The sequence below is a fragment of the Streptomyces sp. NPDC058664 genome, from assembly GCF_042716635.1.
Taxonomy (GTDB): Bacteria; Actinomycetota; Actinomycetes; order Streptomycetales; family Streptomycetaceae; genus Streptomyces.
On the sequence record NZ_JBHXRW010000054.1, the window covers coordinates 14,905 to 40,129 of the forward strand.

Sequence of the window (25,225 nt, forward strand, 5' to 3'; positions counted from 1 at the left end):
TCAGAGGCCCATCTGCTCGCGCGTGAGGTAGCCGTGCTCGGGCAGCAGCTTCTGGCCCTCGGGCGAGAGGATGTAGTCGATGTACTGCTTGACGGTGCCCTTCGGCCTGCCGTTGGTGATCATGTACAGCGGACGGGTCATCGGGTACTTGCCGGACGCCACGTTCGCCGGGGTGGGAGCGACGCCCTCCAGGGGCACGGCGACCAGTTCGGGGTGGCCCTCGATGAAGCCGGTCGACAGCGGGGCGATGGAACCGCGGGTGGACTTCAGCTTGTTGCGGGTCTCCAGGTTGCCGCCGACGACGGCGTAGTTCGCGGACTTGGGCGGGGCCGGCGGCTCGCCCTTGCCGTAGATGAACTTGTCGAGCACCTCGCGGGTGCCGCGACCGGGCTCCTTGTCGTACACGAAGACCTGGAGGTCGGGGCCGCCGACCTCCTTCCAGTTGGTGATCTTGCCTTCGAACAGGCCCGCCACCTGCGCCTTGGACAGGCCCTTGACCCCGCCGTCGGCGACTTCCCTGGTGATGATGACGCCGACGGCGTCCGCGCCGATCTGCGTGGTGACGAAGTCCGTGTCGGGGTACGCCTTGTGGTCCTTGTCGGACAAGGGCTTGGAGCTGAGGGCGATGTTGATCTGGCCGGTGCCGAGCTGGGAAATGCCGCCGGCGGAGCCACCCTGGGTGGCGACGGTGATGTTCAGCCCCTTGGCCTTCAGCGCCTCGGCGGCGTCGGAGGCGACCGGGGCGACGGTGGTGGAGCCGCTGGCCTGGATGGCGTCCGAGCCGGCCTTCGCGGAACCGGCGCAGCCGGTCAGGGCGGCGGCGAGGAGAAGAGCGGCGGAGGCGGCGGAGGCGCCCTGGCGGACACGCCGTCCGGTGAGGCGCGGTGTTCTCCTGCGGATTTCGGTGGACATGAAAGACATGGCGGTGCCTTTGCGGTGATGGGAGGGGCGGGAATCGGGGAACACCGGTGACGGGCGCCGCCCCTGTGGCATGCAGGTCTGTGGTCGGGACGTAGAAGGGGTGCGGCCGTGACCGCCGGCGGCCCCCTGCCACGTGGACGAAGCGGGCGGACGCCGGGCGAGCCTGCGGGTGTTCCGGCAAGGCGGCGCGGTGGACACCGGGCGTGCGGATGACGGCTGCTCATGGCTAGCAGCCGATGTTCTTACGATCCTTGTCGCGTTCCCCGTTGAACTCACTCAGGACCGTAGGGGCTGCCGTGGGGCGCTCACGCGCCTGAACGATTCGGTGCTCGGCCCACTCCCCTTCGAAGGGCCTGAAGCATCAAGGCACCGGTGTCCGTCCACCCGCTGACCCCGGGTGCGGACCGCGATGCCGTGGGCGAACGTTACCGCCTCCGAGTCGCCCTGGCGACACCTTGATTGGTGGAAATCATCGATGATCGGCGATTGAATTTGAGTCACACACCGGGGTGGTGGGTGCGCTGCCCGGGGTCGGCCGCGAATTCCGAAGCCGCGTGGGTCGCCAGTCGAAACCTTCGCCCTGGACAGCTTCAAGCTGTGTGAACAACAGGGTTCAAGCGAATGACCTCTCTTCGCAACCAGCCACAGAGGAGGGCGAATCGGGGCAGCGACTCTCTGCGGCAACGGAGGGCCGGCGAGATGGCCTTTCAGTCATTCATCGATCTATTGACATACATCGCTCAACGCTGGCAGGGTTCCGGCCGTCGGTCGACAGCGTCGTTGTCGACCTGGGCTCTGACCCGGCCCCATCTCGATCCGTCACGCTCCTTGATCACTCCCTGGGGGGAAGTGTGAGTAGTCCCCGTGTTCTGGTTGCCTCCGCGTTCGAAGCGGAGCTCCAGCCCTTGACGTCCGCGTGCGCGGCTGCCGCTCTGCAGCACCACGGCGCCGACGTCGTCGGCTGGGACGCGCACCTGCTTCCCGACGCCATTCCGGAGGGCCCCTTCGACCTCACGCTCGTCTCGGTCCAGCAGTTCGAGGGCCTTGAGCGGGGAATCGCCCTGGCACGCAGGGTCTCGGAGGCGTACGGCACCACGGTCGTGACCTTCGGCCAGTACGCGCAGATGAACCACCGGGAGTTCCTCGACGTCGCCGACGGCATCATCATGGAGGAGCCCGAGCTCATCAGCGAGGAGCTGGCCCAGCTCGCCGCCGGCACCATCGCGCTGGACGCGGTGCCCGCCCTGATGACCCGCACGGGCATGCGGCCCAAGCCCCCGCGTCGGCGCATCTCGGTCACCAAGCCCGCCCGTGACCTGTTCCCCTCCCTCGTGCACTACCCGGCGCACCACTCGCCGTTCGGCCTGATGGGCAACATCGAGGCGTCCCGCGGCTGCCACCACAAGTGCACCTACTGCTCCGTCTACGGCGCCTACGACGGCGGGGTCGCCGCGTACGACGCCGACAGCGTCCTGGCCGACGCGCTGCAGCTCGCGGAGGAGGGCGTCCGGCACTTCTGCTTCATCGACGCCGAGTTCTTCAACTCCCGCACCATCGGCATCGGCGTGGTCGAGCGACTCGTCGACGCCATCGGCCCGATCACCTTCGAGTTCACGACGCGCGTCGACCACGTCCTCGACTACACCAAGGAACTGGAGAAGCTCGTCTCGCTCGGGCTGCGCCGCGTCACCTGCGCCCTCGAGTTCCCCTCCAACCGCATCCTGCGCATCTTCGACAAGCACATCGACGTCGACCACATGCGCGAGGCGGTCGCCGAGGCCGAGCGGATCGGCTTCGAGCTGTACCCGACGTTCATCCCGTTCACCCCGTGGATCGAGTACGAGGAGCTCCTCGGCTTCGAGGACTGGCTGGTCGAGACGGGCCTCGCCCGCGTCACCGACCCGACCGCCCTGCAGACCCGACTGCTGCTGTTCAAGGGCTCCCCGCTGCTCTCCTCGCCCTGGATGGAGGACATCGCCACCGTCGACCGCGGCTTCTGGGTCGAGTGGACCCACCCCGACAAGCGCGTCGAGGAGCTCTGGCAGGAGCGCCGCACCGACGCCGAGGACGCCGGCAAGATCCGCTGCTGCGTGAAGTGCTGACCCACCCGCTCACAAGAAAAGGACACTGACATGGGTGGATCACCCCGCGTCGTCATCTCCACCGGCCAGGCACTCCCGGACATGGACTGGACCGGCGAGCTCGCCGGCCTCACCGACTCGTGGCCGTACCTCGGTCCCACCTGGCTGCGGGCCACGGAGAAGGTACTCCCCGAGGCCCAGCCCTGGCACACCCTGGCCCACCGCGCCCGCGGCGAACTGGCACTCCTCCCCGGCTACATCCTCACCACCCCGCCGGTCGTCGACCACGAGCCGCGCACCTACCTCGGATGGCAGGCGCCCTCCGGCGAAGAGGTGTGCTGCGGAGCCGAGACCGACGCCGCGCGCAGCGCCGAGGTCGACGCGCTGGGAACCGAGCCCTTCTTCCCGACGCTCCTGCTCGGCTCCCCGCTGGGCTACCGCACCGAGGTCGCCTACAACTTCTGGACCCCCACCCTGATGGGGTCCATCATCGACAAGCTCGTGCCCGCCGCCTTCGAGGCCGGCATCCGCTGCATCGTGGCCCCCTGGATTCCCAGCCGGCGCGGTAACGACGCCCTCGTCGACGCGCTCGACGCCGCCGGCGCGTCCAGCACCTTCTGGGGCTACGAGGACTTCATGAGCCTCGACGCGCCGAACTGGGAAGGACACCTCGCCGCCCTGCCGCTGAAGAAGCGCCAGCGCATCAAGGGCGACGTCCGCCGCGCCGAAGCCGCCGGCGTGACGATCGAGCGCGCCGACGGTACCGACATCCGCCCCTACGTCGCCCGCATCGCCGAACTCACCTGTCTCAACAGGGAGAAGAACGGCGCCGGCGAGGAGCCCGAGCACATCGTCGGCATCCTCTCCGCGCTCATCGACGAGGGCGCGGACGTCCGCGCCTACCTCGGCTACAAGGACGGCGCGCTGGTCGCCACCTGCGTCACCATCCGGAAGAACCACCGTCTCTTCCCGAAGTGGGCCGGCTTCGACTACGCCGCGATCGGTGAGCGCAGCGGCATCTACTTCGCCCTCGTCCTGGACGCACCCGTCCGCGACGCGTACGCCGAGGGCCTGCGCACCGTCGAGTTCGGCGCCGGAGCCCACCAGGCGAAGGCCCTGCGCGGCTGTACCCCGCGCGAAGTCCGCACCTCGATGCTGCTCTCCGACCCGGCGCTGCGGCCGCAGGCGAGCGCCTGGCTCGACGCCTTCGGAAACAGTCGGCGCGTCGCGTTCGGCGCCGCGTCCCCCGCCCCGGCCCAGCCCGCGAACCTGCCCCTCCTGGGCGGCTCCGGCGACAGCTGCTGCGGCTGACCCCACCCGACTCCACGACAAGGACGAGAAGGACCACATGATCACCTTCATCCCCCTGACCGGATTCCTCGGGGCGGGCAAGACCACGACCATGACCGCCGCCGCGCTCGCGCTCCAGGAGCAGGGCCGCAAGGTCGCCGTCATCACCAACGACCAGGGCGTCGAACTGGTCGACACCAAGCTCGTACGGAGCAAGCTCGACAGCGTCGCCGAGGTCACCGGCGGCTGTTTCTGCTGCAAGTTCGAGGACCTCGTCGAGGCCATCGTCGCACTGGTCGCCTCCGACAGCGTCGACACCGTGATCGCCGAAGCCGTCGGCAGCTGTACGGACCTCCAGGCCACCGTCGTACGACCGCTGCGCCAGTACTACGGCGACGACATGGTCGTCGCCCCGCTGACCACCGTGGTCGACCCGCTGCGTCACCTGGCGTTCGCCCGCGCCGCCGAGCGGGGCGAGCCGGAGTCGGACCTGTCGTACCTCTTCCGCCAGCAGGTCACCGAGGCCGACGTCATCGCCGTGAACAAGCTGGACACCATCAAGGCGGACCGGGCCGAGGACCTCCTCGCCTCGCTCCGCGCGAGCAACCCGAAGGCGACCGTCGTCGGATACTCCGCCACCACCGGCGCTCACCTGGAGAACCTGCTCGACGCGTGGCAGGCACCGGCGACGAACGGGGACGTCGTCCTCGACATCGACTACGACCGCTACGCGGCCGCCGAGGCCCAGCTCGCCTGGATGAACCAGGAGCTCGACCTCACCGCCGCCGGCGACGGTTTCGACGCGACGGCCTGGGCCCGCACCGTCCTTCAGGAGCTGTCCGGCTGGGCCGCGGAGCACGACGCCGTGATCGGCCACGCCAAGATCACCGTGGAGACCGCCGACGGGGACTTCGCCAAGCTCAGCCTCACCGAATCCGGCGCGCAGCCCACCCTCGACCGCGCCGCCGCCGCGCACGCGCCGGCCGGCCGGGCCGTCGTCAACGCCCGGGTCGCCTGCGAGCCCGACGCCCTGGACGCGGCCGTGACCGAGGCCGTCAAGGCCGCCGACCTCGCCACCGCCGTCACCTCCTCGGCGACCACCCCGGTGTCGTTCAAGCCCTCCTACCCGCGCCCCGTGCACCGCCTCGCCCCCGCCGGCGCCTGACCGAGAAGGACCACCCGTCATGAGCGACACCACCACCGCCGGCAGCCTGCAGGAAGAGGTCCGGGAGTACTACCGGGCCAAGGCCGCCGAAGCCGAGACGAGCGGCGCCTGCTGCTCGCCCGACCCGCAGACCTTCGGCCCCGCCGCGTACGACGAGATCGGCCCAGGCACCGCCCCGGACGCCGCCCTCCTCGCCAGCCTCGGCTGCGGCAACCCGAGCGCCGTGGCCGAACTGCGCGAGGGCGAGACGGTCCTGGACCTCGGCTCCGGCGGCGGCCTGGACGTCATCCTCAGCGCCCGGCGCGTCGGCCCCGACGGCCGGGTCTTCGGACTGGACTTCCTGGAGGAGATGCTCGCCCTCGCCGCCCGCAACGTCGAGGACGCCGAGATCGACAACGTCGTCCTCCTCAAGGGCACGATCGAGTCCATCCCGCTGCCGGCCGACACCGTCGACGTGATCATCTCCAACTGCGTGATCAACCTGTCGCTGAACAAGCCCGCCGTCTTCGCCGAAATGGCCCGCGTCCTCACCCCCGGTGGCCGCCTCGGCATCAGCGACGTCGTCGCCGAGGACCGGCTCAGCCCCGAGGAGCGAGCTGAGCGCGGCGGGCACAGCCAGTGCATCGCCGGCGCGCTGTCCGTCTCCGAGTACAAGGAACTCCTCGACGCGGTCGGCCTGAAGGACGCGGAGGTCGTCTTCACCCAGGAGGCGGCCGACGGCCTCCACGCCGCGATCATCCGTGCCCACAAGCCCGTCGACAGCACCGCCGGCGCGCAGGAGTGCGCGCCCGGCGGCACCTGCTGCTGACCACGACGTCACACCCGGGCCGTGGCCGGAGCCCAAGCTCCGGCCACGGTTCGCACGGTCGTGCTCGTCCGCGCGCCGATCCCGGTGCGCGCAACGGCCGACAGGGGCAACGACGTCCCCACGGACTCGTGCCCCTGATGGACGCCACGGGGACGCGGCACCGCACGGCCACCGCCCAGGAGACCGTCGCCACCCCTCGGCTGCCTCTACTCGTTCGCGATCGCGGCCAGACGACCAAGCTCCTGATCGCACGGCCGGTCCGTTGCTCGCCGCGGCCGGCGCGACGGCGGTGACCCTCATGGCCCGCTAAGGATTTCCATGCCCGAAACGTCACTCGACCGGGAGACCGTCGAGGAGTACGCCCGCTGGTTCCGGGCCCTGGCCGACCCCACGCGCATCCGCATCATGCGGTTCCTGAGCGGCCGGCCGGGGCCCGTGCCGGTGGGTGAGATCGTCGACCATCTTCGACTCAACCAGTCGACCGTCTCGCACCACCTGAAGATCCTCCACACCGTCCGCTTCCTGACCAGGCGCCGTGCCGGTGCCAGCATCCGGTACGCCATCAACCCCCGCTGCATCACCGAGTTCCCCAGCGCCGCCGACATCCTCATCGGCGCCCCCGTCCACTCCTGCCGGGAACCGGAATCCAGCTGAAGAACCCCTTCGGCCGCTGCCGTGCCGCAGTCGTCGGCATCCGTCCGCATTCACCTCGGCAGCAGGCCCTCCTCAGGGCATGATCCGGGCATGGACGCTCGAACATCGAGTGTGGTGGCCTTGTGCAGGTCGCAGGTCGCAGGTCGCAGGTCGCAGGTCCGAGCAGATCAGCCGGCAACGAGTCTCGTTGCCGGCTCCTCGTGCTCGCTCGTGGCCGAAGAGCAGAGGGAAGGCCGGCTGGAGTACGACTCACCATGCCGACCGGAGCGGAGGGCCAGCTCCTGCCCGTCAGGTCCGCCAACGTGACGGGCAGAAGCTGGTGTTCATGGGGAGCGTCGACAGCATGGGCCTCGGGGTGGCCTCAGGTTGTGACAGCGACGCTCGCGGCGGCCTTGCTCCTGTCGGCAAGGGCGGCGAGGTATCGCTCCGCGTCGAGGGCGGCCTGGCAGCCGGAGCCTGCCGCGGTGACGGCCTGGCGGTAGGTGTGGTCGACGACGTCACCCGCGGCGAAGACTCCCGGCAGGTTCGTGCGGGTGGAGGGCGCCTCCACCCGGATGTAGCCCTCGTCGTCGAGGTCGGTCTGGCCCGTGAAGAGTTCGGTGCGCGGGTCGTGGCCGATGGCGATGAAGAGGCCGGTGGCGTCGAGGTCGCGGGTCTTGCCGGTGAAGGTGTCGCGCAGGACGACGCCGGCGAGCATGCCGCTCTCGGACTTGATCTCCGCGATCTCGCTGTCGAAGGCGAAGGAGATCTTGTCGTCGGCGAAGGCCCGGTTCTGCATGGCCTTGGAGGCGCGCAGGGTCGAGCGGCGGTGGACGACGGTGACGGAGCGGGCGAAGCGGGTGAGGAAGGTGGCTTCCTCCATGGCGGTGTCTCCGCCACCGACCACGACGATGTCGCGGTCGCGGAAGAAGAAGCCGTCGCAGGTGGCGCACCACGAGACGCCGCGGCCCGAGAGCTCGTCCTCGTTCGGGAGGCCGAGCTTGCGGTAGCCGGAGCCGGTCGCGATGATCACGGCCTTGGCGCGGTGGACGGTGCCCTCGGAGTCGGTGACTTCCTTGATCTCGCCGGTGAGGTCGACGGAGACGATGTCGTCGTCGATCATCTCGGCGCCGAAGCGCTCGGCCTGGGCCCGCATGTTGTCCATGAGGTCGGGGCCGTCGATGCCGGTGGGGAAGCCGGGGAAGTTCTCGACCTCGGTCGTGGTGGTGAGTGAGCCGCCGACGAAGATCGAGCTGCCGAAGAGCAGGGGCTTGAGCTGGGCTCGGGCCGTGTACAGGGCGGCGGTGTATCCGGCGGGGCCGGAGCCTATGACGATGACCTCACGGACGTCGTCACCGGTGGTCGCGGTCGGGTCGGTCACAGAGGTCACGCCTTCTGCTTCGCGTCGATCTCGGCGACGAGGCCCTCGATGAGGACCTTGATCTCGTCGCGGATCGGGCGGACGGCCTCGACGCCCTGGCCGGCCGGGTCCTCCAGGGCCCAGTCGAGGTACTTCTTGCCGGGGAAGACCGGGCAGGCGTCGCCGCAGCCCATGGTGATGACGTAGTCGGACGCCTGGACCGCCTCGGTGGTGAGGACCTTCGGCCGCTGGGCGGAGATGTCGACGCCGACCTCGGCCATCGCCTCGACGGCGGCCGGGTTGACCCGGTCGCCCGGGACCGAGCCGGCGGAGCGGACCTCGATGCGGTCGCCGGCCAGGTGGCTCAGGAATCCGGCGGCCATCTGGGAACGGCCGGCGTTGTGGACGCAGACGAAGAGCACGGAGGCGAGCGGTGCGGTGGTCATCGGGTCTTCCTTGCTGCCGAGAGGTCAGCCCTGGCTGGTGTCAGCTCCGGGTGATGTGAGAGTATCAGTACATGATGACGTCAGTCGATACTGATCTGATCCGGGTTCTGGGCGATCCCCTGCGCCTCCGGATCGTGACCCTGCTCGCCCGCGAGACGCTCTGCACTTCCCACCTCGTGGAGGAGACCGGCGCGAAGCAGACCAACCTCTCCAACCACCTGCGCGTGCTGCGCGAGGCGGGAGTGGTGGAGACCGAGCCCTGTGGCCGGTTCACCTACTACCGGCTCAAGCCGGACGTCATCGAGCAGCTCGCCGGGCAGCTCGCCGCACTCGCGCAGACCGCGCGCTTGACCGCCGAGGCGAACTTCAAGCGCTCCTGCCCCTGACCCTCCCCCTTTTTTGCTTCACCTGTCCGAGGAGATCCAGCCCGTGACCGCCACCGAGCCCGCTGCGAGCGACGCCATAGCCACCGACACGTCACCGCAGCCCGCGCCCGGCGCGACCCCGCCCCGTACCCCGCTCGTCGCACGTGCGGCCGCCGAGCTCGTCGGCACCGCCGCCCTCGTGGCGATCGTCGTCGGCTCCGGCATCCAGGCCACCCAGCTCACCGACGACGTGGCGCTGCAGCTCCTCGCCAACTCCACCGCCACCGTGTTCGGGCTCGGCGTACTGATCGCTCTCCTCGGCCCGGTCTCCGGCGCCCACTTCAACCCGGCGGTCACCCTGGCCGAGTGGTGGACCGCCCGCCGGGGCGGCGCGGGTGTGAACGGGCGTGAGCTCGCGGTGTACGTCCCCGCCCAGATCGTCGGCGCGATTCTCGGCGCGATCCTGGCTGACGCGATGTTCGGCGAGCCGCTGGTGAAGTGGTCCACGCACGACCGCTCCGCCGGGAACCTGCTCCTCGGCGAGGTCGTGGCGACCGCCGGCCTGATCCTGCTGATCTTCGGCCTGGCCCGTACCGACCGGCTGCGTTTCGCGCCCGTCGCGGTCGCCTCGTACATCGGCGCGGCCTACTGGTTCACCTCGTCGACGTCGTTCGCGAACCCGGCGGTGACCATCGGCCGTGCCTTCACCGACACCTTCGCCGGCATCGCCCCGGCCTCCGTCCCGGCGTTCATCGGCATGCAGCTGATCGGCGCGGTCGTGGGCCTGGCGCTGGTCGCGGTCGTCTTCATGCGCGGCAGGACGACCGGCGAATGACGCGGGTCGTGGACGTGGTGGTGATCGGCGGCGGGCAGGCCGGGCTCGCCGCCGGCTACCACCTGCGCCGCCTCGGCGGTCTCGACTTCGCCGTCCTGGACGCCCAGCCCACACCGGGCGGGGCCTGGCAGCACACCTGGGACTCGCTGCGCCTGTTCTCGCCGGCCGCGTACTCCTCCCTGCCCGGCCGCCTCATGCCGCCGCAGCAGGGAGAGACGTATCCCGACGCCGCCCACGTCGTCGGGTACCTCACCGACTACGAGCAGCGCTACGGGCTTCCCGTCCACCGGCCCGTCCGGGTCCAGGCGGTCCGCCGCGACGGCGGGCACCTCCGCGTCGAGACCGACTCCGGCACCTGGCACGCCCGCGCCGTCGTCAGCGCCACCGGAACGTGGTCACGACCGTTCCTTCCCGCCGTCCCCGGTCGCGACGCGTTCCAGGGGCGGCAGCTGCACACCGTCGAGTACGGCGGTCCCGGCGAGTTCACCGGAAAGAAGGTCATCGTCGTCGGAGGCGGGAACTCCGGAGCACAGATCGCCGCCGACCTCGCGTACGGCGCCGACCTCACCTGGGTCACCCAGCGCCCCGCGCGGTTCCTCGCCGACGACATCGACGGCCGCGCCCTCTTCGACCACGCCACCGCCCGCCGCCGGGCCCTCGACGAAGGCCGCACCGATGTCGGCGGAGTGGCTTCGCTCGGCGACATCGTCGCCGTACCACCGGTGCGTGCGGCCCGCGACGCCGGACTCCTCAAGGCACAGCCGATGTTCACCCGCCTCACCGGGACCGGCGTGGAGTGGGCCGACGGCACGCGGGCCGAGACCGACGCGGTCATCTGGTGCACGGGTTTCCGTCCCGCTCTCGCCCACCTCGCCCCGCTCGGGCTCCGCGGTCCTCGCGGACACATCCCCACCCGGGGCACGGAGGCTGTCGGCGAGCCCCGTCTCCATCTGCTCGGCTACGGCGACTGGACCGGCCCCGCCTCGGCCACCCTGGTCGGTGTCGGCCGTCCCGCCCGTGAAGCCGCCCGGGCCATCGCGGCCCTTCTGCGATGAGGCTGCGCGGGTGGACGAACGGTGAACGCCTGACGGATATCGATCCTCGGATTCGCCGTGCGATCTTGTCAGCTCGTATGGTGTCCGGATGGCAACTCCGTTGGCGGGCATACCGATCGAGGACGTGAACGAGGAGCGCTGTGTTCCGTGCTCCCCAGGGCTGCTGATCGACCGCGACGAGGTCGAGGTGCTGACCGCCCAGTTGAAGGCGATGGCCGACCAGACCCGTCTGCAGATCGTCCACCTCATCGACCAGGCGCCGGCCGGAGAGCTCTGCGTCTGCGACCTGACCGAGTCGCTCGACCTGGCCCAGCCGACGGTCAGCCGTCACCTCAAGATCCTCACGACCGCGGGGCTGCTGCGTCGTGAACAGCGCGGAACCTGGGCCTGGTTCTCGATCCGCTGGGATGCTCTTCGGGGGCTCAGGAAGCACGCCTTCCCCCGAGGTATCGACTGCTGACCGTTCTGGTTCAACGTGCCGCCGCAGCGTCCATCTCCACGATGAGATTCTCGACGAGGTCCCTGATGGCGTCGCGGAGGGGACGCACCGCTTCCACCCCTTGCCCGGCCGGATCGTCGAGCTTCCAGTCGAGGTAGCGCTTACCGGGGAAGACCTCGCAGGTGTCCCCACAGCCCATCGTGACGCACACGTCCGACTCGCCGACGGCTTCCATGGTGAGGATCTTGGGGACCTCCGCGGACATGTCGATGCCGACTTCGCGCATCGCTTCGACCGCCGCCGGATTCACCGCCGAAGCTGGGGCGGAGCCCGCCGAACGGACCTCGATCCGGTCGCCGGTCACGTGGCGAAGCCACACGGCGGCCATCTGGGACCGGCCGGCGTTGTGTATGCAGACGAACAGGACAGAGGGCATCCAGGACACCTGCGTCTCCTCAAATGGGTTGCTATCCAGGGGCGTTCAGGAATCTGGTGGTTGACACCGGTTGTGCTCGGTGTGTCACGATCAGGCCATGCGGACGTCGGTGAACGCGGAACTGCTGAGGGCCCTGGCGGACCCTCTGCGGCTTCGCATCGTGTGCCTGCTTGCCCGTGAGTCGCTGTGTACGACTCATCTCGTCGAGGAGACGGGCGCGCGGCAGACGAACCTGTCGAACCATCTCCGGGTTCTCCGGGAAGCGGGTGTCGTGGAGACCGAGCCCTGCGGGCGTTTCACCTACTACCGGCTGCGCCCCGAGGTGCCGGCCGATCTGGCCACGTTCTTCGGTGGTCTGGCCGACGGGACACACGAAGCCTCTGTGGCCCGGCGGCCTTGCGGTTGAAAGTCCGGCCGCTTCTCCTTCGGAGCGCCCGGGCCGTCCCGACGCCCGCTCGCCCGCGACCCCGCGGGCTGCGGATCGCGATCCGTGCGCGAACGCTACTCCCTTCCCGCCTCTCTGGCGACCCCGGCGCAGGTGGCTTGACCACGCCGGCGACCGCGTTGGGCGGATTGAACCCGGAGTCATCTGCCACGTCTGAATCATCGATGGTCACCGATCGATTTTTGCCGCGTTTCGTGAGGACCAGGCGTCACTTCGCAGTCCTGACGGCGAAATCCGCAGGAGTTGCAAGGCGCGTGGGCATCCTTGGTCCTTACTGGCCTCATCTGCGTGAACGCCCACACTGGGTAACCTGACCGGCTTTCGCGAGCACTCACAGAGGTGGGCGAATCGGGGCAGGGGTGCCTGTGGCGGCGACGTCCGGCAAGGGGTGATCCTTCAGCCATTCATCGATCTATTGACATACATCGCTCAATGCTGGCAGGGTTCCGGCCGTCGGCCGACAGCGCCGTTGCCGACCTGGGCTCTGCCCCGCTCCGTCGGCCGGCCTCGGCCCCGACCACACGTCGACGCAAAGGTTCCCCACCATGGCCGCCACGCCCCACCCGCACTCGTCTACCACCGAGGCACCGGTCCTGCTCCTCATGGGCAGCGGTGACCGCCGCTACAGGGAGTACATCGTGGCGGCCGTCTCACGCCACTTCCGTCTGTGGCTCCTCGACGCCCACGAGCCGAGCTGGCAACTGCCGTACGTGGAGGGGACCTCACTCCTCGACACGAAGAACCTCGACGAACTCCTCGCCGAGGCGAGGAAGGTCATGCAACAGCTTCCCGTCGCAGGGGTCTTCACCTACGACGAGTCCCTCGTGCACGCCGCCGCGCGCCTCGCCGAAGCGCTCGGCCTGCCCGGAAGCGCACCCGACGCGGTGCTCGCCTGCCGCGACAAGGCGACCACCCGGGCACGGCTGACGGCGGCCGACGTGCCGCAGCCGGCCTGCACCCCGGTCTCCACGGCGGCGGAGGCGCGCCGTGCGGCCGACGCGACCGGCTACCCCGTGGTGGTCAAGGCCCGTGGACTCGCCGGCAGCCTCGGTGTCGTCCGGGCGGACCACGGCGACGCTGTCGAAGCGGCGTTCGAGGCGGCCGGCTCCGCCAACTGGCCCGGAGTGCCCCGCTACGAAGCCGACGTTTTGGTCGAGGAGTACCTCACCGGTCCCGAGATCAGCGTCGACGCGGTCGTGGTCGACGGCGTGTGCACCCCGATGATCGTGGCGCGCAAGCAGGTCGGCATGGACCCGTACTTCGAAGAGACCGGCCACACCGTCGACGCCGCCGACCCCCTCCTCCAGGACTCCGAACTCCTGGACCAACTGCACCGCATCCACAAGGCACTCGGCTTCGAACACGGCGCCACGCACACCGAGTTCAAGCTCACCCCCAAGGGGCCGCGCCTCGTCGAGATCAACGCGCGCCTCGGCGGCGACTTCATCCCGCTCATCGGGATGCTCGCCACCGGGACCGACCCGGCGGTCGCGGCCGCCCACGTAGCGGCCGGGCTCACCCCCGAGACCGCGCCGAAGGAGCAGAGGACCGCAGCCATCAGGTTCCTCTACCCGGAGGCCGACTGCGAGGCGGTCGAAGTGACCGTCCGTAACGACCTCTTCGGGCCCACGGTGCACAGCGCGGTCGCCACGGCCGGCCCCGGCACCCGGCTGGCCCTCCCGCCCCGGGCGTACATGAACCGGTACGGCTACGTCATCGCCGTCGGCGAGGAGCACGAGCAGGTGACCGCCGACGTGGATGCCGCGCCCACCCTGGTCGAGCTGCGGTCGCGCCCCCTGACCGACTGACCGGTTCCACCTTTCAGGCCCAAGGAGCCGCCGCCCGTGAGCAAGCCCTCCGACCAGCCGTCACTGCGCTGGGACGGCAATGCCGTCGTCACCCTCGACCAGCGGGCGCTGCCCCACGAGAGGCGGCTCCTGCGCCTGGACACCGTGGACGACGTCATCACCGCCATCACGACACTCGCGGTACGGGGCGCCCCCTCCATCGGTCTCGCGGGCGCCCTGGGCGTCGCGCTCTCGGCGTACGCCCACTGCTCACCGGGCGTCACCGGCGACGGGCAGGAGGCCGTGCGCGCCGACGCACAGCGGCTCGCCGCCGCCCGCCCGACGGCCGTCAACCTGGCCTGGGCCGTCGACCGGGCTCTCGCAAAGCTCGCCGACGGCCCGGACGCGGTCCTGGCCGAAGCCACCGCCATGATCGACGAGGACCGGGCCGTCAACCGGCAGATGGTCGTTCACGCGGTCCAGGCCGTACTGGACCGCTGCCCGCAGGAGTCCCTGAGGCTCCTGACCCACTGCAACACCGGCCGGCTCGCGACCGCCGCCGTGGGCACCGCGCTCGGTACGATCCTCGCCCTCGCCGACGCCGGAAGGGTCACCGAGGTCCTCGTCGACGAGACCCGACCGCTCCTGCAAGGCGCCCGGCTGACGGCCTGGGAACTGGCCGAAGCCGGTGTGCCGCACCGCGTGTGCGTCGACAGCGCGGCCGCCGCGGCCATGAGCCAGGGGCTCGTCGACTGCGTCCTCGTCGGAGCCGACCGCATCACCGCGCGCGGGGACGTGGCCAACAAGATCGGTACCTACGCACTGGCGATCGCAGCCGCCCACCACGGCATCCCGTTCATCGTCGTCGCCCCCGAATCCTCCTGGGACAGGTCCCTCGCCGACGGCCGGGACATCGTCATCGAGGAACGCGCCGCCGACGAAGTGACCTCCTACGGCGGAATCCGCACCACCCCGCCCGGTACACGCGCGTACAACCCCGCCTTCGACGTCACCCCCGCCTCCCTGATCACCGCCATCGTCTCCGAGCACGGTGTCCACCACGCATCCGAGGTGAGCGCATGACCTACGCGCCGTCCACCGCCGCGGGCAAGCAGACCGCCCAGCGGCTGGCCGACATCTCCCGCACCCTGTACGAGCGCGGCTGGATGCCGGGCACGTCCGGCAACATCTCCATGCGGCTGCCCGACGATCCCGGCCGGGCACTGATCACGGCGAGCGGGCGGGACAAGGGCGAGCTGACCGCCCGGGACGTGGTGGAGGTCGACGCCCGCACCGGCGAGGCATCCCATCCCGGCCAGGTCCGCCCCTCGGCGGAGACCTCCATCCACGCGGCGGTCTACCGCGCCACCGGCGCCCGCGCCGTCATCCACGTCCACTCCCCGTACGCCACCGTCGTCGCCCACCGCGCCGCTGCCGTGGACGCTGTCTCCTCGGTACGAGTGGATCGCTTCGAGCTGCTCAAGGGCCTGGGACTGAAGGACCCGGCCTTCACGGACCTGCCGGTGTTCCCCAACTGGCCCCAGGTCGACCGGATCGCCGACGACGTGGCCGCCCACCTCACGGCGGACCGGGAAGGCCCGCCCGGGCTCCTCCTGGCCGATCACGGCATCACCGCGTGGGGCGACTCGCTGGGCCAGGCGAAGAACCGGCTCGAATGCCTCGAGTCGCTCTGCCAACTGCTCGTGCTCTCCCACGCCGAGCTGCATGTCTCCCGTGCCGCGCAGGCACCCGACCACAGGACCGCGCCATGACACTGCTGCAGATCATGCCGGACGACGCACCGGACACCGTGCTGCTCCGCACCCGCGACGAGGAGGCCATCGCGCAGGCCCTGCGCGAACGGTCGGTCTCCTTCACCCGCTGGCCGCTACGCGCAGAGGTGACGCCGCAGACATCGTCCGAGGAACTGCTCGACGCCTACCGGGCCGAGGTCGACGAGCTGTGCGCCGACCACGGGCTGCGCCTCGTCGATGTCGCCCGACTGCACCCCGAGGAGGGAGCGGAGTGGCAGGAGCGCGCGGCCGAGGCACGGTCGACGTTCCTCGACGAACACCGGCACGCCGAGGACGAGGTCCGGTTCTTCGCCCAGGGCACCGGCTGCTTCTACCTGCACCTGGACGACCGCGTGTACGCCGTGGTGTGCGAGGCCGGTGACCTGCTGTCGGTTCCGGCCGGCACCCGGCACTGGTTCGACATGGGACCCGTACCGGACTTCTGCGCCGTCCGGTTCTTCGAGAAGGAGGACGGCTGGGTGGGCGACTTCACCCAGGAGCCCATCGCCGAAGGCTTCCCCCGCCTCGACGCGCTCCTGCGGGAAGGCTGATGCCGGGCAGCCGACAGGCACGTGTTCCCGAGAACGGGCCGCGGGCCGTCGTCCTCGACATCGAGGGAACCACCGGCTCCCTCAGCCACGTACGTGACGTCCTCTTCCCCTACGCGCGTGAGCGGCTCGCCCCCTGGCTCGCCGCTCACCGCGGCACCGAGCCCTGGAAGCAGATCCTCGACGCGGTCACCACCCACACCGGGGCGGCCCACGACGAGGCCAGTGCTCTGGCGCTCCTGGAGCAGTGGGCCGACGCCGATGTGAAGGCGGCGCCGCTGAAGACGCTGCAGGGACTGATCTGGTCCGGCGGCTACGCGGCGGGCGAGTTGTACGGTCACGTGTACCCGGACGTGCCGCCCGCACTGGAGCACTGGAAGGCACAGGGCACAGAGCGCTTCATCTACTCCTCCGGCTCCGTGGCCGCCCAGCGGGACTGGTTCGGCCACACCGCCCACGGCGACCTGCGCCCGCTGCTCGACGGCTACTTCGACCTGACGACGGCCGGCCCCAAGGCGGACGCCGACTCCTACCGTGCGATCGCGGCGGACCTGGGACACGCACCCGCCGACCTGCTGTTCGTCAGCGACGTCGGTGCCGAGCTCGACGCCGCGGCCGAGGCCGGCTGGCAGACGGTGGCCGTGCGCCGCCCCGACGACGAACGCGCGGCCGTGCCAGGTCACGCGGCCGTCGCCTCCCTTACCCCACTCGTTTCCCGACCCGGCCCGGGCAGACCGACGGTGCCGGTCGACACGCACCCGCAGGAGGACCCAAGCGATGAGTGATCCGTCCGACACGGTGCCGAAGGCCGACATCGCGGTCATCGGCGGCAGCGGCTTCTACGAACTCCTGGAGTCGGTACGGCGCGTCGAGGTCACCACCCCGTACGGCGCGCCCTCCGACGCGGTGTCCGTCGGCACCGTGGGCGACCGCAGAGTGGCCTTCCTGCCCCGGCACGGCAGCCACCACGAGCTCCCCCCGCACCGCATCAACTACCGCGCCAACATGTGGGCGCTGCGCTCGCTGGGGGTACGGCAGGTCCTCGCCCCCTGTGCCGTCGGCTCGCTGCGCCGCTCCCTCGGTCCCGGCAGTGTGGTCCTCCCCGACCAGCTCGTCGACCGGACCACGGGCCGTGTCCAGACGTACTTCGACCACGGCGCGGCGCACGTCTCCTTCGCCGACCCGTACTGCGCCGCCGGGCGAGCGGCCGTGCTCAAGGCCGCCGGTGAGGCCGGAGCCGACGTCCACGACGGCGGCGTGATGGTGGTCGTCGAGGGGCCCCGGTTCTCCACCCGGGCGGAGTCCCAGTGGTACGCGTCGGCCGGCTGGTCGCTGATCAACATGACCGGGCACCCGGAAGCCGTCCTCGCGCGCGAACTCGCCCTCTGCTACACCTCCCTCGCCCTCGTCACCGACTACGACGCCGGCGTGGAGCGAGGGGAGGGCGTCTCCCAGGACGAGGTCTTCCGGGTCTTCGGCGCGAACGTGGAGCGCCTGAAGGACCTGGTCCTGCAGACGGTCTCCGTCCTGGACCGCGAGAGGCGTTGCGGATGTGCAGCGGCGCTCGACGGCATGGATCTGCCCTTCGAGCTTCCCTGACACCGTGGTCGGCGCGGGCACGATCCGCACCGCCCACGAATCTGCGGCCCGATGCCGGTCACCACGGTGACCGGCATCGTCATTCCACGACCGGGCTGCGGCGCTCCACCAGCAGGACGTCGCGCCAGACTCCGTGATGGCGAGCCACGCGTTCCCGACGACCGAGGACACGGAACCCGGTGGACTCGTGCAGGGCGAGGCTCGCGCTGTTCTCGGGAAAGATGCCCGCCTGGATCGTCCAGATCCCCGCCTTCTCCGTGGAGACGATCAACGCCTCCAGGAGCGTGCGCCCCACGCCGGTTCCGCGCGCCGTGGGACAGACGTACACGGAGTGCTCGACGACCCCCGCGTACGCGGGCCGGCTCGAGACACGCGACACCGCTGTCCAGCCGACCACCCGCCCCCGCTGACCCAGCGCCACGAGCCGGTGCGCCGCGAGCTTGGCGGTGTCGAACGCGCTCCACGGCGGCGCGGTGGTCTCGAACGTGGCGTTGCCCTCGTCGATGCCCTGCTGGTAGATCGCCATGACGGCCGGCGCGTGGTCGTCGGTCATCGGGACCAGGGTGACGTCCGGACGCGGGGGTGTGGTCATGCGTGCTCCTTGCCTCGGTGCGTTTCCGCCGGACGGGGTACGCACGGTGTTCGTCAGCGGGTACGGCGACGCTCCTGCGGCGTCGGGGGCCGCCGCAGGAGCGTGGGTGGGGGGTGAGGAGGAGTACTGGGTCAGAGCAGGGGCAGCGCGACGAGGCCGATACCCACGCTGCCGAGGAGGCCCACGCCGAGGTAGAAGGCGAAGACCTTCGTCTTGACGACGCTCTTGACGGCCACCATGGCCGGAATCGTCGTGATGGCACCGCCGAGGAGGAAGGTGACGCCCGCCGCGGCGACCATGCCCTGGTCCAGGAGGCCCTCGACGACCGGGATGGCGCCGACGCCGTTGAGGTAGAGCGGGACGCTGATGAGTCCGGCGACCAGCACGGAGAGGACGCCGTCCGTGCCGAGAATGCCCGAGACGACATCGGTGGGTACGTAACGGACGATCAGGGCCTCGAGGACGATGGCCAGGAGCAGCCACTTGCCCAGGATCAGCGAGTCGCTGACGATCTCCTTCAGGATCTCGCCGGCCCGGAGGTTCTTGATGTCGCGCCGCACGAGCACGCGCCACGGGGTGCCGTCGTCGTCCGCGTCGTTCCGCGCGGCGGTGGAGCAGCCACCGGCCGCAGGAACGGGCTCGGCTTCCTGGGCGGCACCGCCGCACCCGCCGGCAGCACTGCCACCGCTGCCGCTTCCGCCTCCGACGGCCACGGTCTCGGGCACGGTCGCCTTCGCCGCCGAGCACGCGGTCTCCGGCACGGTCACCGCCTCCTGCGAGCAGCTCTTCGCCGGCGCCTTCTCCTCCGTGGAGGCGATCAGTGGGTCCGCGAACCGTCCGCGCCGTTCGAGCGCGAGAACGATGAGGCCCGCGCCGAAGCTCAGCGCCAGGGCGCCGATGAGACGGGCGGTGGCGATGGGGAAGCCGAGCTGGGCGGCGGAGAGCGCGTAGATCTCCGGGTCCATGGAGGGGGAGGCGATCCAGAACGCCATCACGGCCGAGAGCGGGACGCCGGCTATCAGGAAGCGGCGGATCAGCGGGATCACGGTGAAGGAGCAGAAGGGGCTGAACGCTCCGATGGCCGTGACGATGGCGATGCCGAGGACGCCCTTGCGCCCGTGGGCGAAGCTGCGGCGCGCGACCACGTCGATCGACAGACGCTGTACGGCGATTCCCAGGACGATGGCGACCAGGAACCACGGGAGATAGTGCAGCACCTCGAACAGGATGAACAGGCCAAGGGCCCGCAATTCGTCCACGGGTGAACCTCTCTGAGACGGTGACACATGAGGGGAGCGGCGCCGTGAAGGTACGTACGGGGGACGTGGCGAGCCGCGTGGGGAGGCTCGATCGGCATCCCTTTTATCGAATATCGATGATAGACGATTAAAGAGATGCCCGGCAATGGGGATCCGATGTCCCTCGTCGCGCCGAAGGGATCCGTCTCGCGCTTTCGGTGGCGGCAGCCAGGGAGTGGAGCTTGTTCCCAGGTCGCACCGATGCGGCCACCTTCCATGTGGCGTCTACACAGTCGCTCGTGCCGGCGGTTTCGGGCGTACATGAGGCACCGACGGGCCTCCGTGGGCCTTCTCCATGCGGAACGAACCTTGCCGTCGCGGGCGGTCATCGAATAACATCGATGGATCATGAGCGGTACGATGAATGCCCAGCTGATCGACCGAAGCACGGCCGAGTCCTACGCAACCTGGTTCAAGGCCCTCTCCGATCCCACTCGCGTGCAGATCCTCAATCTCCTCGCGCTGGCGACCGGGCCGATGAGTGTCGGAGAGATCGTGGACCGGATGGGCGTCGGACAGTCGACGGTGTCCCACCACCTGAAGCTGCTCGCGGACGTGCGGTTCGTCCTGCGCGAGCGCCAGGGGACCTCGATGCTCTACTCCATCAACGTCGCCTGCGTGGCCTGCTTCCCCAGTGCTGCCGACGCCGTCATGGGCCGCCCCGCGGCCTCGGCGTGAGGACCGGCCCCTTGACCAAGTCGACCCCGCCCACATCCGGTGCGACCGCTACCGCCTGCTGCCCACCCATAGTGAGCGCCGCGCTGTCCGAAGGGGACGCGGAGATCATGGCGGCGATGTTCAAGGCGCTGGCCGACCCCGTCCGGCTCCGCCTCCTGTCCAGAGTGGCCTCACACCCCAACGGTGAGGCATGCGTCTGCGACATAGCCGACGTGGGCGTCTCCCAGCCCACGGTCAGCCACCATCTGAAGAAGCTCCGGGAAGCGGGCCTGCTCACCTCCGAGCGGCGCGGCACCTGGGTGTACTACCGTCCGGCGCCCGGCGTCCTGGCCTCGCTCGGTGATTTTCTCGCCGACACCGAGAAGGCGGGCAAGGAAGAGATCTCTCTGGCGGCCCAGGCCTCCTGACGTTCGGCGCCGCCACCCCTGAAGCCGGGGCGGCGGCGCCGGTTCTGCCGCGGCGTGACTGCCTGCATGTATCCGCGCGCCCGTGCTCGACTGCGTCAGTCGATGTGCGGGCTGCGACGCTCCACGAGGACGGTGTCGCGCCAGACTCCGTGGTGACGGCCGACGCGCTCACGCGTTCCGATGACCCGGAAGCCCGCACGGGCGTGGACGGCGAGGCTGGCGGTGTTTTCGGGGAAGATGCCGGACTGAACGGTCCAGATCCCCGCCGCCTCGGTGGAGTCGATGAGCGCCTTCAGCAGCACCGAGGCGACGCCGCGTCCCCGTGCGTCAGGGTGCACGTACACGGAGTGCTCGACGACTCCGGCGTACGCGCACCGGTCGGAGACCTGGGTGGCGGCGACCCAGCCGAGCACCCGGCCGTCCTCGTCGAGCGCGACGAAGCGGTGCTCGGGCAGCTTGGCCGCGTCGAACCGCTCCCAGGTCGGGGCGACGGTCTCGAAGGTGGCGTCGCCCTCGTCGATGCCGGCCTGGTAGATCGCGACGACCTCGTCGGCGTGGTCGGCCGTGAGCGGTGCGACGGTCACCGGGGCCGTCATGCGGCGGCCGCCGTGCCGAGGAGGGCTCCCATGGCGGCGAGGACGGCCGGCTCGACGCGGTAGTAGACCCAGGTGCCGCGCCGCTCGGAGGAGAGCAGGCCGGCCTCCTTGAGCTTCTTCAGGTGGTGGGAGACGGTCGGCTGGGAGACGCCGACGTCGGAGATGTCGCAGACGCACGCTTCGCCGCCCTCGTGCGAGGCGACGGCGGAAAAGAGCCGCAGCCGGACCGGATCGCCCAACGCCTTGAACATGACGGCCGTCCGCTCGGCCTCCTCGGCGGTCAGCGGCCGCTCGTTCAGCGGCGGGCAGCAGGGCTCGACGGCGGGTTCCAGGAGCGGCGGCGCCTTCACGTTCGACATGCATCTATGTTGACACATGTCGAATCAGCCACCCAGGGCTCGGGGTCCCGGGGCAGGAGAATTCGATAAATGTCTATGTTGACGTTCATCGAATCAACCGCCATGCTGGAGACGTAAGAGATTGACGAACGTCGAATCACAAGGGGTATCGCCGTGAACTCCACCGCCACCGACCAGCTGCCCGTCGTGGTCATCGGGGCCGGGCCCACCGGTCTGACCGCCGCCGCGCACCTCCTCGACCGGGGCCTGGAGCCCCTGGTCCTGGAGGCCGGCACCCGGGCGGGCGCGGCCGTACGGCAGTGGTCCCACGTGCGGCTCTTCTCTCCCTGGAGCGAGGTCACCGACCCGGTCGCCGAGAAGCTGCTCGCTCCCACCGGCTGGGTGAGGCCGGACGCGGGGACGTACCCGACCGGCGGGGACTGGGCGGACGGCTACCTCCAGCCGCTCGCGGACGTCCTCGGCGACCGGGTGCGCCTCGGCGCCCGGGTCACCGGCGTCTCCCGTACCGGCCGCGACCGGATCGTCGACGCCGACCGCGGGACCCAGCCCTTCACCGTCCACGTCCGGTACGGCGACGGACGCGAGGAACGCCTCCTCGCCCGGGCCGTGATCGACGCCTCCGGTACCTGGTCCACCCCGAGCCCCGCCGGCGGCGACGGCCTCCCGGCCGTCGGCGAACGCGCGGCGGCCGACCGGATCTCCTACCGGGTACCCGACTTCGAGGACCCCGCCGTGCGGGCCCGTCACGCCGGCAAGCGCACCGCCGTCATCGGCTCCGGCGCCTCCGCCTTCACCGCACTCGCCTCGCTCGCCGGCCTCGCCACGTCCGAGGACGGCGCCGGCACGCACGCCACCTGGATCCTGCGCCGGGGCATCTCCGGCTCCACCTTCGGCGGCGGCACCGCCGACCGGCTCCCGGCCCGGGGCGCCCTCGGTCTCGCCGCCAGGGCCGCCGTCGACGACGGGCACGCGGACGCCGTCACCGGCTTCCGCACGGACGCGATCGAACGCGACGGCGAACGGCTGGTTCTGGTCGCCGAGGACGGCCGCCGGCTCGACCCGGTCGACGAGGTGATCGTCCTGACCGGCTTCCGCCCCGACCTGACCTTCCTGGACGAACTGCGCCTGGGTCTCGACGACCGCCTCCAGGCCCCCGTCGAGCTGGCTCCGCTGATCGACCCCAACCAGCACTCCTGCGGCACCGTCTACCCGCACGGTGTGAAGGAGCTGGCGCACCCGGAAGAGGGCGTCTACCTCGTCGGCATGAAGTCCTACGGCCGCGCTCCCTCCTTCCTCGCCCTCACCGGCTACGAGCAGGTCCGCTCGGTCGTCGCCGCCCTCGCCGGTGACCGCGAGGGCGCCGAGCGCGTCGAACTCGTCCTCCCCGAGACCGGCGTCTGCGGCGGCGCCGGCCTCTTCGACCAGCCCGCCGACACCACGGACGACGGCGGCGGTTGCTGCGCGACCCCGACGACGATCCAGATCGACGCCGGAGCCCCGGCCGCCTCCGGCGGCTGCTGACCCCACCCGTCCACCCACAGCTGGAGGAACACGATGTCCCGCGTACAGCTCGCCCTGCGCGTTCCCGACCTGGCGGCTTCCGTCGCCTTCTACACCAAGCTCTTCGGCACCGAGCCGGCCAAGCTCCGTGACGGCTACGCCAACTTCGCCGTCGCGGAACCGCCGCTCAAGCTCGTCCTCATCGAAGGCGCCGACGACGAGGACACCCGTATGGACCACCTCGGCGTGGAGGTCGACACCACCGAGGCGGTCCACGCCGCCACCGCCCGGCTGGCGGAGGAGGGCCTGTCGACGACGGAGGAGAACGACACCGCCTGCTGCTACGCCCTTCAGGACAAGGTGTGGGTGCACGGCCCCGGCCGCGAACCGTGGGAGGTGTATGTCGTCAAGGCCGACGCCGACACCCTGACCAAGCAGCAGGGCAGCACCTGCTGCGCCGGCACGGCGGCCACCGCCGAGAACGAGGCCAGTGCACCGGTCACCACCGGCGGATGCTGCTGACCTCTCGATGGCCGACCTTCACACCCGCGGAGCCGCGACCGGAACAGGGGACCGGTCGCGGCCGCGCGCCGTCCTGCCCGCGCTCTGCGCCACCCAGATCACCAGTTGGGGCATCGTCTACTACGCCTTCCCGGTCCTGAATCCGCAGATCACCGCTGGCAGCGGCTGGTCCACCGGCGCCACGACGGCCGCGTTCTCGTTCGCCCTGGTCATCTCTGGCCTCGCCGGAATCCGGGTCGGCCGGATCATCGACCGCCGCGGCCCACGCACGGTCATGACGGCAGGCTCCGTGGCCGGGGTCCTGAGTCTGGTGACCGTGGCCCTGGCGCCGAACCTGCCGGTGTTCTTCGCCGGGTGGCTGCTGGGCGGGTTTGCCATGGCGGCCACCTTCTACCAGCCCGCGTTCGCCGCACTCACTCGCTGGTGGGCCCCCGATCACGTCCGCGCCCTCACGATCGTCACCCTCACAGGCGGCCTCGCCTCCACGGTCTTCGCGCCGCTCACCGCCGCCCTGGCCGACCGATTGTCGTGGCGCGAGACCTATCTGGTGCTGGCGGCGATTCTCGCCGCCGTCACGATCCCGGCCCACGCGATTGCCCTCAGAGCCCCCTGGCCCCCGGCACCACCCTCCCCGGCCGGCACGGACGCGAGCCCCGGCGCCGTAACCCGAAGCCGACCGTTCCTCCTGCTCGCGGTCGCGTTCACGCTCTCGGCCTTCGCGATGTACGCCGTCGTCGTCACTCTCGTCCCGCTCCTGCTCGAACGTGGCTACACCACATCCCAAGCGGCTTGGGCTCTCGGCCTCGGCGGCGCGGGCCAGACTCTCGGCCGTACCCTCTACGCGCTGCTCGCCCGCCATACCGGGACGACAGTCCGCACCACGACCCTCCTCGCACTCGGCGCCCTGACCACTGCGGCTCTCGCCGTCACGCCGGGCCCGTACGGCCTGGTGATCGCGGTGTCCATCGCGGCAGGCATGGTCCGCGGCAACCTCACCCTCCTCCAGGCGACCGCGATCACCGACCGCTGGGGCACACAGCACTACGGTCGGCTCTCCGCGATCCTGAGTGCCCCAGCCATGACAGCCTCAGCTCTCGCACCCTTCGCGGCAACCACCCTTGCCTCGATTCTGGGAGGCTACCCAGAGTTGTTCGGAGTGCTTGCCAGTCTCGCGACGGCGTCTGCTCTCGTGGCCACGGCTACATCTGTACGAGGCAAGAACTAGGTCCGATCCAGATCCTTGAAGATGCCCTCGTCCTGCCGCTTC

General features: G+C 70.5%; 29 protein-coding genes. 21 read left to right on the plus strand and 8 right to left on the minus strand.

Annotation, left to right across the window (positions count from 1 at the left end; genetic code table 11):
• The gene (locus ACFWUY_RS31975) at positions 1–912 is read right to left on the minus strand and encodes a phosphate ABC transporter substrate-binding protein (RefSeq protein ID WP_384118022.1); all 912 of its coding nucleotides are present in this window, start codon (positions 910–912) and stop codon (positions 1–3) included.
• A gap of 860 nt (positions 913–1,772) precedes the next feature.
• Here ACFWUY_RS31975 and ACFWUY_RS31980 point away from each other — a divergent pair.
• From ACFWUY_RS31980 to ACFWUY_RS32000, 5 genes are all read left to right on the plus strand, one after another.
• Entirely contained in the window at positions 1,773–3,023 is a 1,251-nt protein-coding gene (locus tag ACFWUY_RS31980; protein WP_384118025.1) for an RCCLKC-tail radical SAM protein, read from the plus strand.
• Between the two features lie 30 nt (positions 3,024–3,053).
• Positions 3,054–4,313 carry a GNAT family N-acetyltransferase gene (locus ACFWUY_RS31985; RefSeq protein WP_384118028.1) on the plus strand — a complete coding sequence of 420 codons (1,260 nt, stop codon included), beginning with the start codon at positions 3,054–3,056 and terminating at the stop codon, positions 4,311–4,313.
• A 37-nt stretch (positions 4,314–4,350) separates the two neighbouring features.
• Positions 4,351–5,457 (plus strand): GTP-binding protein, encoded by a 1,107-nt coding sequence (locus ACFWUY_RS31990; protein WP_384118031.1) that lies wholly within the window; start codon positions 4,351–4,353, stop codon positions 5,455–5,457.
• Positions 5,458–5,476: 19 nt separating this feature from the next.
• Positions 5,477–6,265 (plus strand): methyltransferase domain-containing protein, encoded by a 789-nt coding sequence (locus ACFWUY_RS31995; RefSeq protein ID WP_384118034.1) that lies wholly within the window; start codon positions 5,477–5,479, stop codon positions 6,263–6,265.
• A gap of 318 nt (positions 6,266–6,583) precedes the next feature.
• On the plus strand, positions 6,584–6,919 hold the full coding sequence (locus ACFWUY_RS32000; protein ID WP_384118037.1) for an ArsR/SmtB family transcription factor: 336 nt from the start codon (positions 6,584–6,586) through the stop codon (positions 6,917–6,919).
• Between the two features lie 361 nt (positions 6,920–7,280).
• On the opposite strand, the gene trxB is transcribed toward ACFWUY_RS32000, so the two are convergent.
• Positions 7,281–8,279, minus strand: coding sequence for a thioredoxin-disulfide reductase (gene trxB / locus ACFWUY_RS32005; protein WP_384118137.1), 999 nt, complete (start codon positions 8,277–8,279; stop codon positions 7,281–7,283).
• Between the two features lie 5 nt (positions 8,280–8,284).
• Complete coding sequence (locus ACFWUY_RS32010) at positions 8,285–8,704, minus strand: arsenate reductase ArsC (RefSeq protein WP_384118040.1); 420 nt, start codon at positions 8,702–8,704, stop codon at positions 8,285–8,287.
• A 71-nt stretch (positions 8,705–8,775) separates the two neighbouring features.
• Here ACFWUY_RS32010 and ACFWUY_RS32015 point away from each other — a divergent pair, with 71 nt between their 5' ends.
• The 4 genes from ACFWUY_RS32015 (at position 8,776) to ACFWUY_RS32030 (ending at position 11,419) form a co-directional block, all read left to right on the plus strand.
• Positions 8,776–9,090 (plus strand): ArsR/SmtB family transcription factor, encoded by a 315-nt coding sequence (locus tag ACFWUY_RS32015; protein ID WP_384118043.1) that lies wholly within the window; start codon positions 8,776–8,778, stop codon positions 9,088–9,090.
• A gap of 43 nt (positions 9,091–9,133) precedes the next feature.
• Positions 9,134–9,904: an aquaporin gene (locus ACFWUY_RS32020; protein ID WP_384118046.1), complete on the plus strand. Its 771-nt coding sequence runs from the start codon at positions 9,134–9,136 to the stop codon at positions 9,902–9,904.
• On the plus strand, positions 9,901–10,959 hold the full coding sequence (locus tag ACFWUY_RS32025; RefSeq protein ID WP_384118049.1) for an ArsO family NAD(P)H-dependent flavin-containing monooxygenase: 1,059 nt from the start codon (positions 9,901–9,903) through the stop codon (positions 10,957–10,959). Before ACFWUY_RS32020 ends, ACFWUY_RS32025 begins: the two co-directional genes overlap by 4 nt.
• An 88-nt stretch (positions 10,960–11,047) precedes the next feature.
• Complete coding sequence (locus ACFWUY_RS32030) at positions 11,048–11,419, plus strand: ArsR/SmtB family transcription factor (RefSeq protein ID WP_384118052.1); 372 nt, start codon at positions 11,048–11,050, stop codon at positions 11,417–11,419.
• Positions 11,420–11,429: 10 nt separating this feature from the next.
• On the opposite strand, the gene ACFWUY_RS32035 is transcribed toward ACFWUY_RS32030, so the two are convergent.
• Positions 11,430–11,843 (minus strand): arsenate reductase ArsC, encoded by a 414-nt coding sequence (locus ACFWUY_RS32035; protein ID WP_384118057.1) that lies wholly within the window; start codon positions 11,841–11,843, stop codon positions 11,430–11,432.
• An 88-nt stretch (positions 11,844–11,931) separates the two neighbouring features.
• On the opposite strand from ACFWUY_RS32035, the gene ACFWUY_RS32040 reads away from it, so the two are divergent.
• From ACFWUY_RS32040 to ACFWUY_RS32070, 7 genes are all read left to right on the plus strand, one after another.
• On the plus strand, positions 11,932–12,240 hold the full coding sequence (locus ACFWUY_RS32040) for an ArsR/SmtB family transcription factor (protein ID WP_384118062.1): 309 nt from the start codon (positions 11,932–11,934) through the stop codon (positions 12,238–12,240).
• Positions 12,241–12,824: 584 nt separating this feature from the next.
• Positions 12,825–14,087 (plus strand): ATP-grasp domain-containing protein, encoded by a 1,263-nt coding sequence (locus ACFWUY_RS32045; protein WP_384118065.1) that lies wholly within the window; start codon positions 12,825–12,827, stop codon positions 14,085–14,087.
• Between the two features lie 36 nt (positions 14,088–14,123).
• Positions 14,124–15,149 carry an S-methyl-5-thioribose-1-phosphate isomerase gene (mtnA, locus tag ACFWUY_RS32050; protein ID WP_384118067.1) on the plus strand — a complete coding sequence of 342 codons (1,026 nt, stop codon included), beginning with the start codon at positions 14,124–14,126 and terminating at the stop codon, positions 15,147–15,149.
• Positions 15,146–15,838 carry a methylthioribulose 1-phosphate dehydratase gene (gene mtnB / locus ACFWUY_RS32055; protein ID WP_384118070.1) on the plus strand — a complete coding sequence of 231 codons (693 nt, stop codon included), beginning with the start codon at positions 15,146–15,148 and terminating at the stop codon, positions 15,836–15,838. Before mtnA ends, mtnB begins: the two co-directional genes overlap by 4 nt.
• Complete coding sequence (locus ACFWUY_RS32060; protein ID WP_384118073.1) at positions 15,835–16,410, plus strand: acireductone dioxygenase; 576 nt, start codon at positions 15,835–15,837, stop codon at positions 16,408–16,410. Before mtnB ends, ACFWUY_RS32060 begins: the two co-directional genes overlap by 4 nt.
• Positions 16,410–17,192: an acireductone synthase gene (gene mtnC, locus ACFWUY_RS32065; RefSeq protein ID WP_384118076.1), complete on the plus strand. Its 783-nt coding sequence runs from the start codon at positions 16,410–16,412 to the stop codon at positions 17,190–17,192. Before ACFWUY_RS32060 ends, mtnC begins: the two co-directional genes overlap by 1 nt.
• Positions 17,185–18,006: an S-methyl-5'-thioadenosine phosphorylase gene (locus tag ACFWUY_RS32070; RefSeq protein WP_384118079.1), complete on the plus strand. Its 822-nt coding sequence runs from the start codon at positions 17,185–17,187 to the stop codon at positions 18,004–18,006. Before mtnC ends, ACFWUY_RS32070 begins: the two co-directional genes overlap by 8 nt.
• 79 nt (positions 18,007–18,085) lie before the next feature.
• Here the strand turns inward: ACFWUY_RS32070 and ACFWUY_RS32075 are convergent, their stop codons facing one another.
• Together ACFWUY_RS32075 and ACFWUY_RS32080 are read right to left on the minus strand one after the other, a co-directional pair.
• Entirely contained in the window at positions 18,086–18,598 is a 513-nt protein-coding gene (locus ACFWUY_RS32075; RefSeq protein WP_384118082.1) for a GNAT family N-acetyltransferase, read from the minus strand.
• Positions 18,599–18,729: 131 nt separating this feature from the next.
• Entirely contained in the window at positions 18,730–19,857 is a 1,128-nt protein-coding gene (locus tag ACFWUY_RS32080; protein WP_384118085.1) for a permease, read from the minus strand.
• Positions 19,858–20,244: 387 nt separating this feature from the next.
• Between ACFWUY_RS32080 and ACFWUY_RS32085 the strand changes: the two genes are divergently transcribed.
• Both ACFWUY_RS32085 and ACFWUY_RS32090 read left to right on the plus strand, forming a co-directional pair.
• Positions 20,245–20,574 carry a metalloregulator ArsR/SmtB family transcription factor gene (locus tag ACFWUY_RS32085; RefSeq protein WP_229902042.1) on the plus strand — a complete coding sequence of 110 codons (330 nt, stop codon included), beginning with the start codon at positions 20,245–20,247 and terminating at the stop codon, positions 20,572–20,574.
• 11 nt (positions 20,575–20,585) lie between these two features.
• Entirely contained in the window at positions 20,586–20,981 is a 396-nt protein-coding gene (locus ACFWUY_RS32090; protein ID WP_384118088.1) for an ArsR/SmtB family transcription factor, read from the plus strand.
• A 95-nt stretch (positions 20,982–21,076) separates the two neighbouring features.
• Here ACFWUY_RS32090 and ACFWUY_RS32095 read toward each other — a convergent pair whose 3' ends face one another.
• Positions 21,077–21,577, minus strand: coding sequence for a GNAT family N-acetyltransferase (locus ACFWUY_RS32095; protein WP_384118091.1), 501 nt, complete (start codon positions 21,575–21,577; stop codon positions 21,077–21,079).
• Positions 21,574–21,936, minus strand: a complete 363-nt coding sequence (locus ACFWUY_RS32100; protein ID WP_384118093.1) for an ArsR/SmtB family transcription factor — start codon at positions 21,934–21,936, stop codon at positions 21,574–21,576. Before ACFWUY_RS32100 ends, ACFWUY_RS32095 begins: the two co-directional genes overlap by 4 nt.
• Before the next feature lie 153 nt (positions 21,937–22,089).
• On the opposite strand from ACFWUY_RS32100, the gene ACFWUY_RS32105 reads away from it, so the two are divergent.
• Genes ACFWUY_RS32105 through ACFWUY_RS32115 form a run of 3 tightly spaced genes read left to right on the plus strand, consistent with a single transcriptional unit; the run spans position 22,090 to position 25,183 of the window.
• A complete protein-coding gene (locus ACFWUY_RS32105) occupies positions 22,090–23,457 on the plus strand; it encodes an NAD(P)-binding domain-containing protein (RefSeq protein WP_384118098.1) in 1,368 nt (455 codons plus the stop codon).
• A gap of 33 nt (positions 23,458–23,490) precedes the next feature.
• The gene (locus ACFWUY_RS32110; protein WP_384118103.1) at positions 23,491–23,958 is read left to right on the plus strand and encodes an ArsI/CadI family heavy metal resistance metalloenzyme; all 468 of its coding nucleotides are present in this window, start codon (positions 23,491–23,493) and stop codon (positions 23,956–23,958) included.
• 7 nt (positions 23,959–23,965) lie between these two features.
• Entirely contained in the window at positions 23,966–25,183 is a 1,218-nt protein-coding gene (locus ACFWUY_RS32115) for an MFS transporter (protein ID WP_384118109.1), read from the plus strand.
• The last annotated feature ends 42 nt before the right edge of the window (positions 25,184–25,225 follow it).

Coding starts and splice junctions, on each gene's coding strand:
- ACFWUY_RS32070 (WP_384118079.1), top strand. CDS start 17,185: ATGAGTGATCCGTCCGACACGGTGCCGAAGGCCGACATCGCGGTCATC.
- ACFWUY_RS32110 (WP_384118103.1), top strand. CDS start 23,491: ATGTCCCGCGTACAGCTCGCCCTGCGCGTTCCCGACCTGGCGGCTTCC.
- ACFWUY_RS32095 (WP_384118091.1), bottom strand. CDS start 21,577: ATGACGGCCCCGGTGACCGTCGCACCGCTCACGGCCGACCACGCCGAC.
- ACFWUY_RS31985 (WP_384118028.1), top strand. CDS start 3,054: ATGGGTGGATCACCCCGCGTCGTCATCTCCACCGGCCAGGCACTCCCG.
- ACFWUY_RS32000 (WP_384118037.1), top strand. CDS start 6,584: ATGCCCGAAACGTCACTCGACCGGGAGACCGTCGAGGAGTACGCCCGC.
- ACFWUY_RS31995 (WP_384118034.1), top strand. CDS start 5,477: ATGAGCGACACCACCACCGCCGGCAGCCTGCAGGAAGAGGTCCGGGAG.
- ACFWUY_RS32040 (WP_384118062.1), top strand. CDS start 11,932: ATGCGGACGTCGGTGAACGCGGAACTGCTGAGGGCCCTGGCGGACCCT.
- ACFWUY_RS31975 (WP_384118022.1), bottom strand. CDS start 912: ATGTCCACCGAAATCCGCAGGAGAACACCGCGCCTCACCGGACGGCGT.
- ACFWUY_RS32075 (WP_384118082.1), bottom strand. CDS start 18,598: ATGACCACACCCCCGCGTCCGGACGTCACCCTGGTCCCGATGACCGAC.
- ACFWUY_RS32045 (WP_384118065.1), top strand. CDS start 12,825: ATGGCCGCCACGCCCCACCCGCACTCGTCTACCACCGAGGCACCGGTC.
- ACFWUY_RS32030 (WP_384118052.1), top strand. CDS start 11,048: ATGGCAACTCCGTTGGCGGGCATACCGATCGAGGACGTGAACGAGGAG.
- ACFWUY_RS32115 (WP_384118109.1), top strand. CDS start 23,966: ATGGCCGACCTTCACACCCGCGGAGCCGCGACCGGAACAGGGGACCGG.
- ACFWUY_RS32010 (WP_384118040.1), bottom strand. CDS start 8,704: ATGACCACCGCACCGCTCGCCTCCGTGCTCTTCGTCTGCGTCCACAAC.
- ACFWUY_RS32025 (WP_384118049.1), top strand. CDS start 9,901: ATGACGCGGGTCGTGGACGTGGTGGTGATCGGCGGCGGGCAGGCCGGG.
- ACFWUY_RS32060 (WP_384118073.1), top strand. CDS start 15,835: ATGACACTGCTGCAGATCATGCCGGACGACGCACCGGACACCGTGCTG.
- ACFWUY_RS32085 (WP_229902042.1), top strand. CDS start 20,245: ATGAGCGGTACGATGAATGCCCAGCTGATCGACCGAAGCACGGCCGAG.
- ACFWUY_RS31990 (WP_384118031.1), top strand. CDS start 4,351: ATGATCACCTTCATCCCCCTGACCGGATTCCTCGGGGCGGGCAAGACC.
- ACFWUY_RS32100 (WP_384118093.1), bottom strand. CDS start 21,936: ATGTCGAACGTGAAGGCGCCGCCGCTCCTGGAACCCGCCGTCGAGCCC.
- mtnB (WP_384118070.1), top strand. CDS start 15,146: ATGACCTACGCGCCGTCCACCGCCGCGGGCAAGCAGACCGCCCAGCGG.
- mtnC (WP_384118076.1), top strand. CDS start 16,410: ATGCCGGGCAGCCGACAGGCACGTGTTCCCGAGAACGGGCCGCGGGCC.
- ACFWUY_RS32015 (WP_384118043.1), top strand. CDS start 8,776: ATGATGACGTCAGTCGATACTGATCTGATCCGGGTTCTGGGCGATCCC.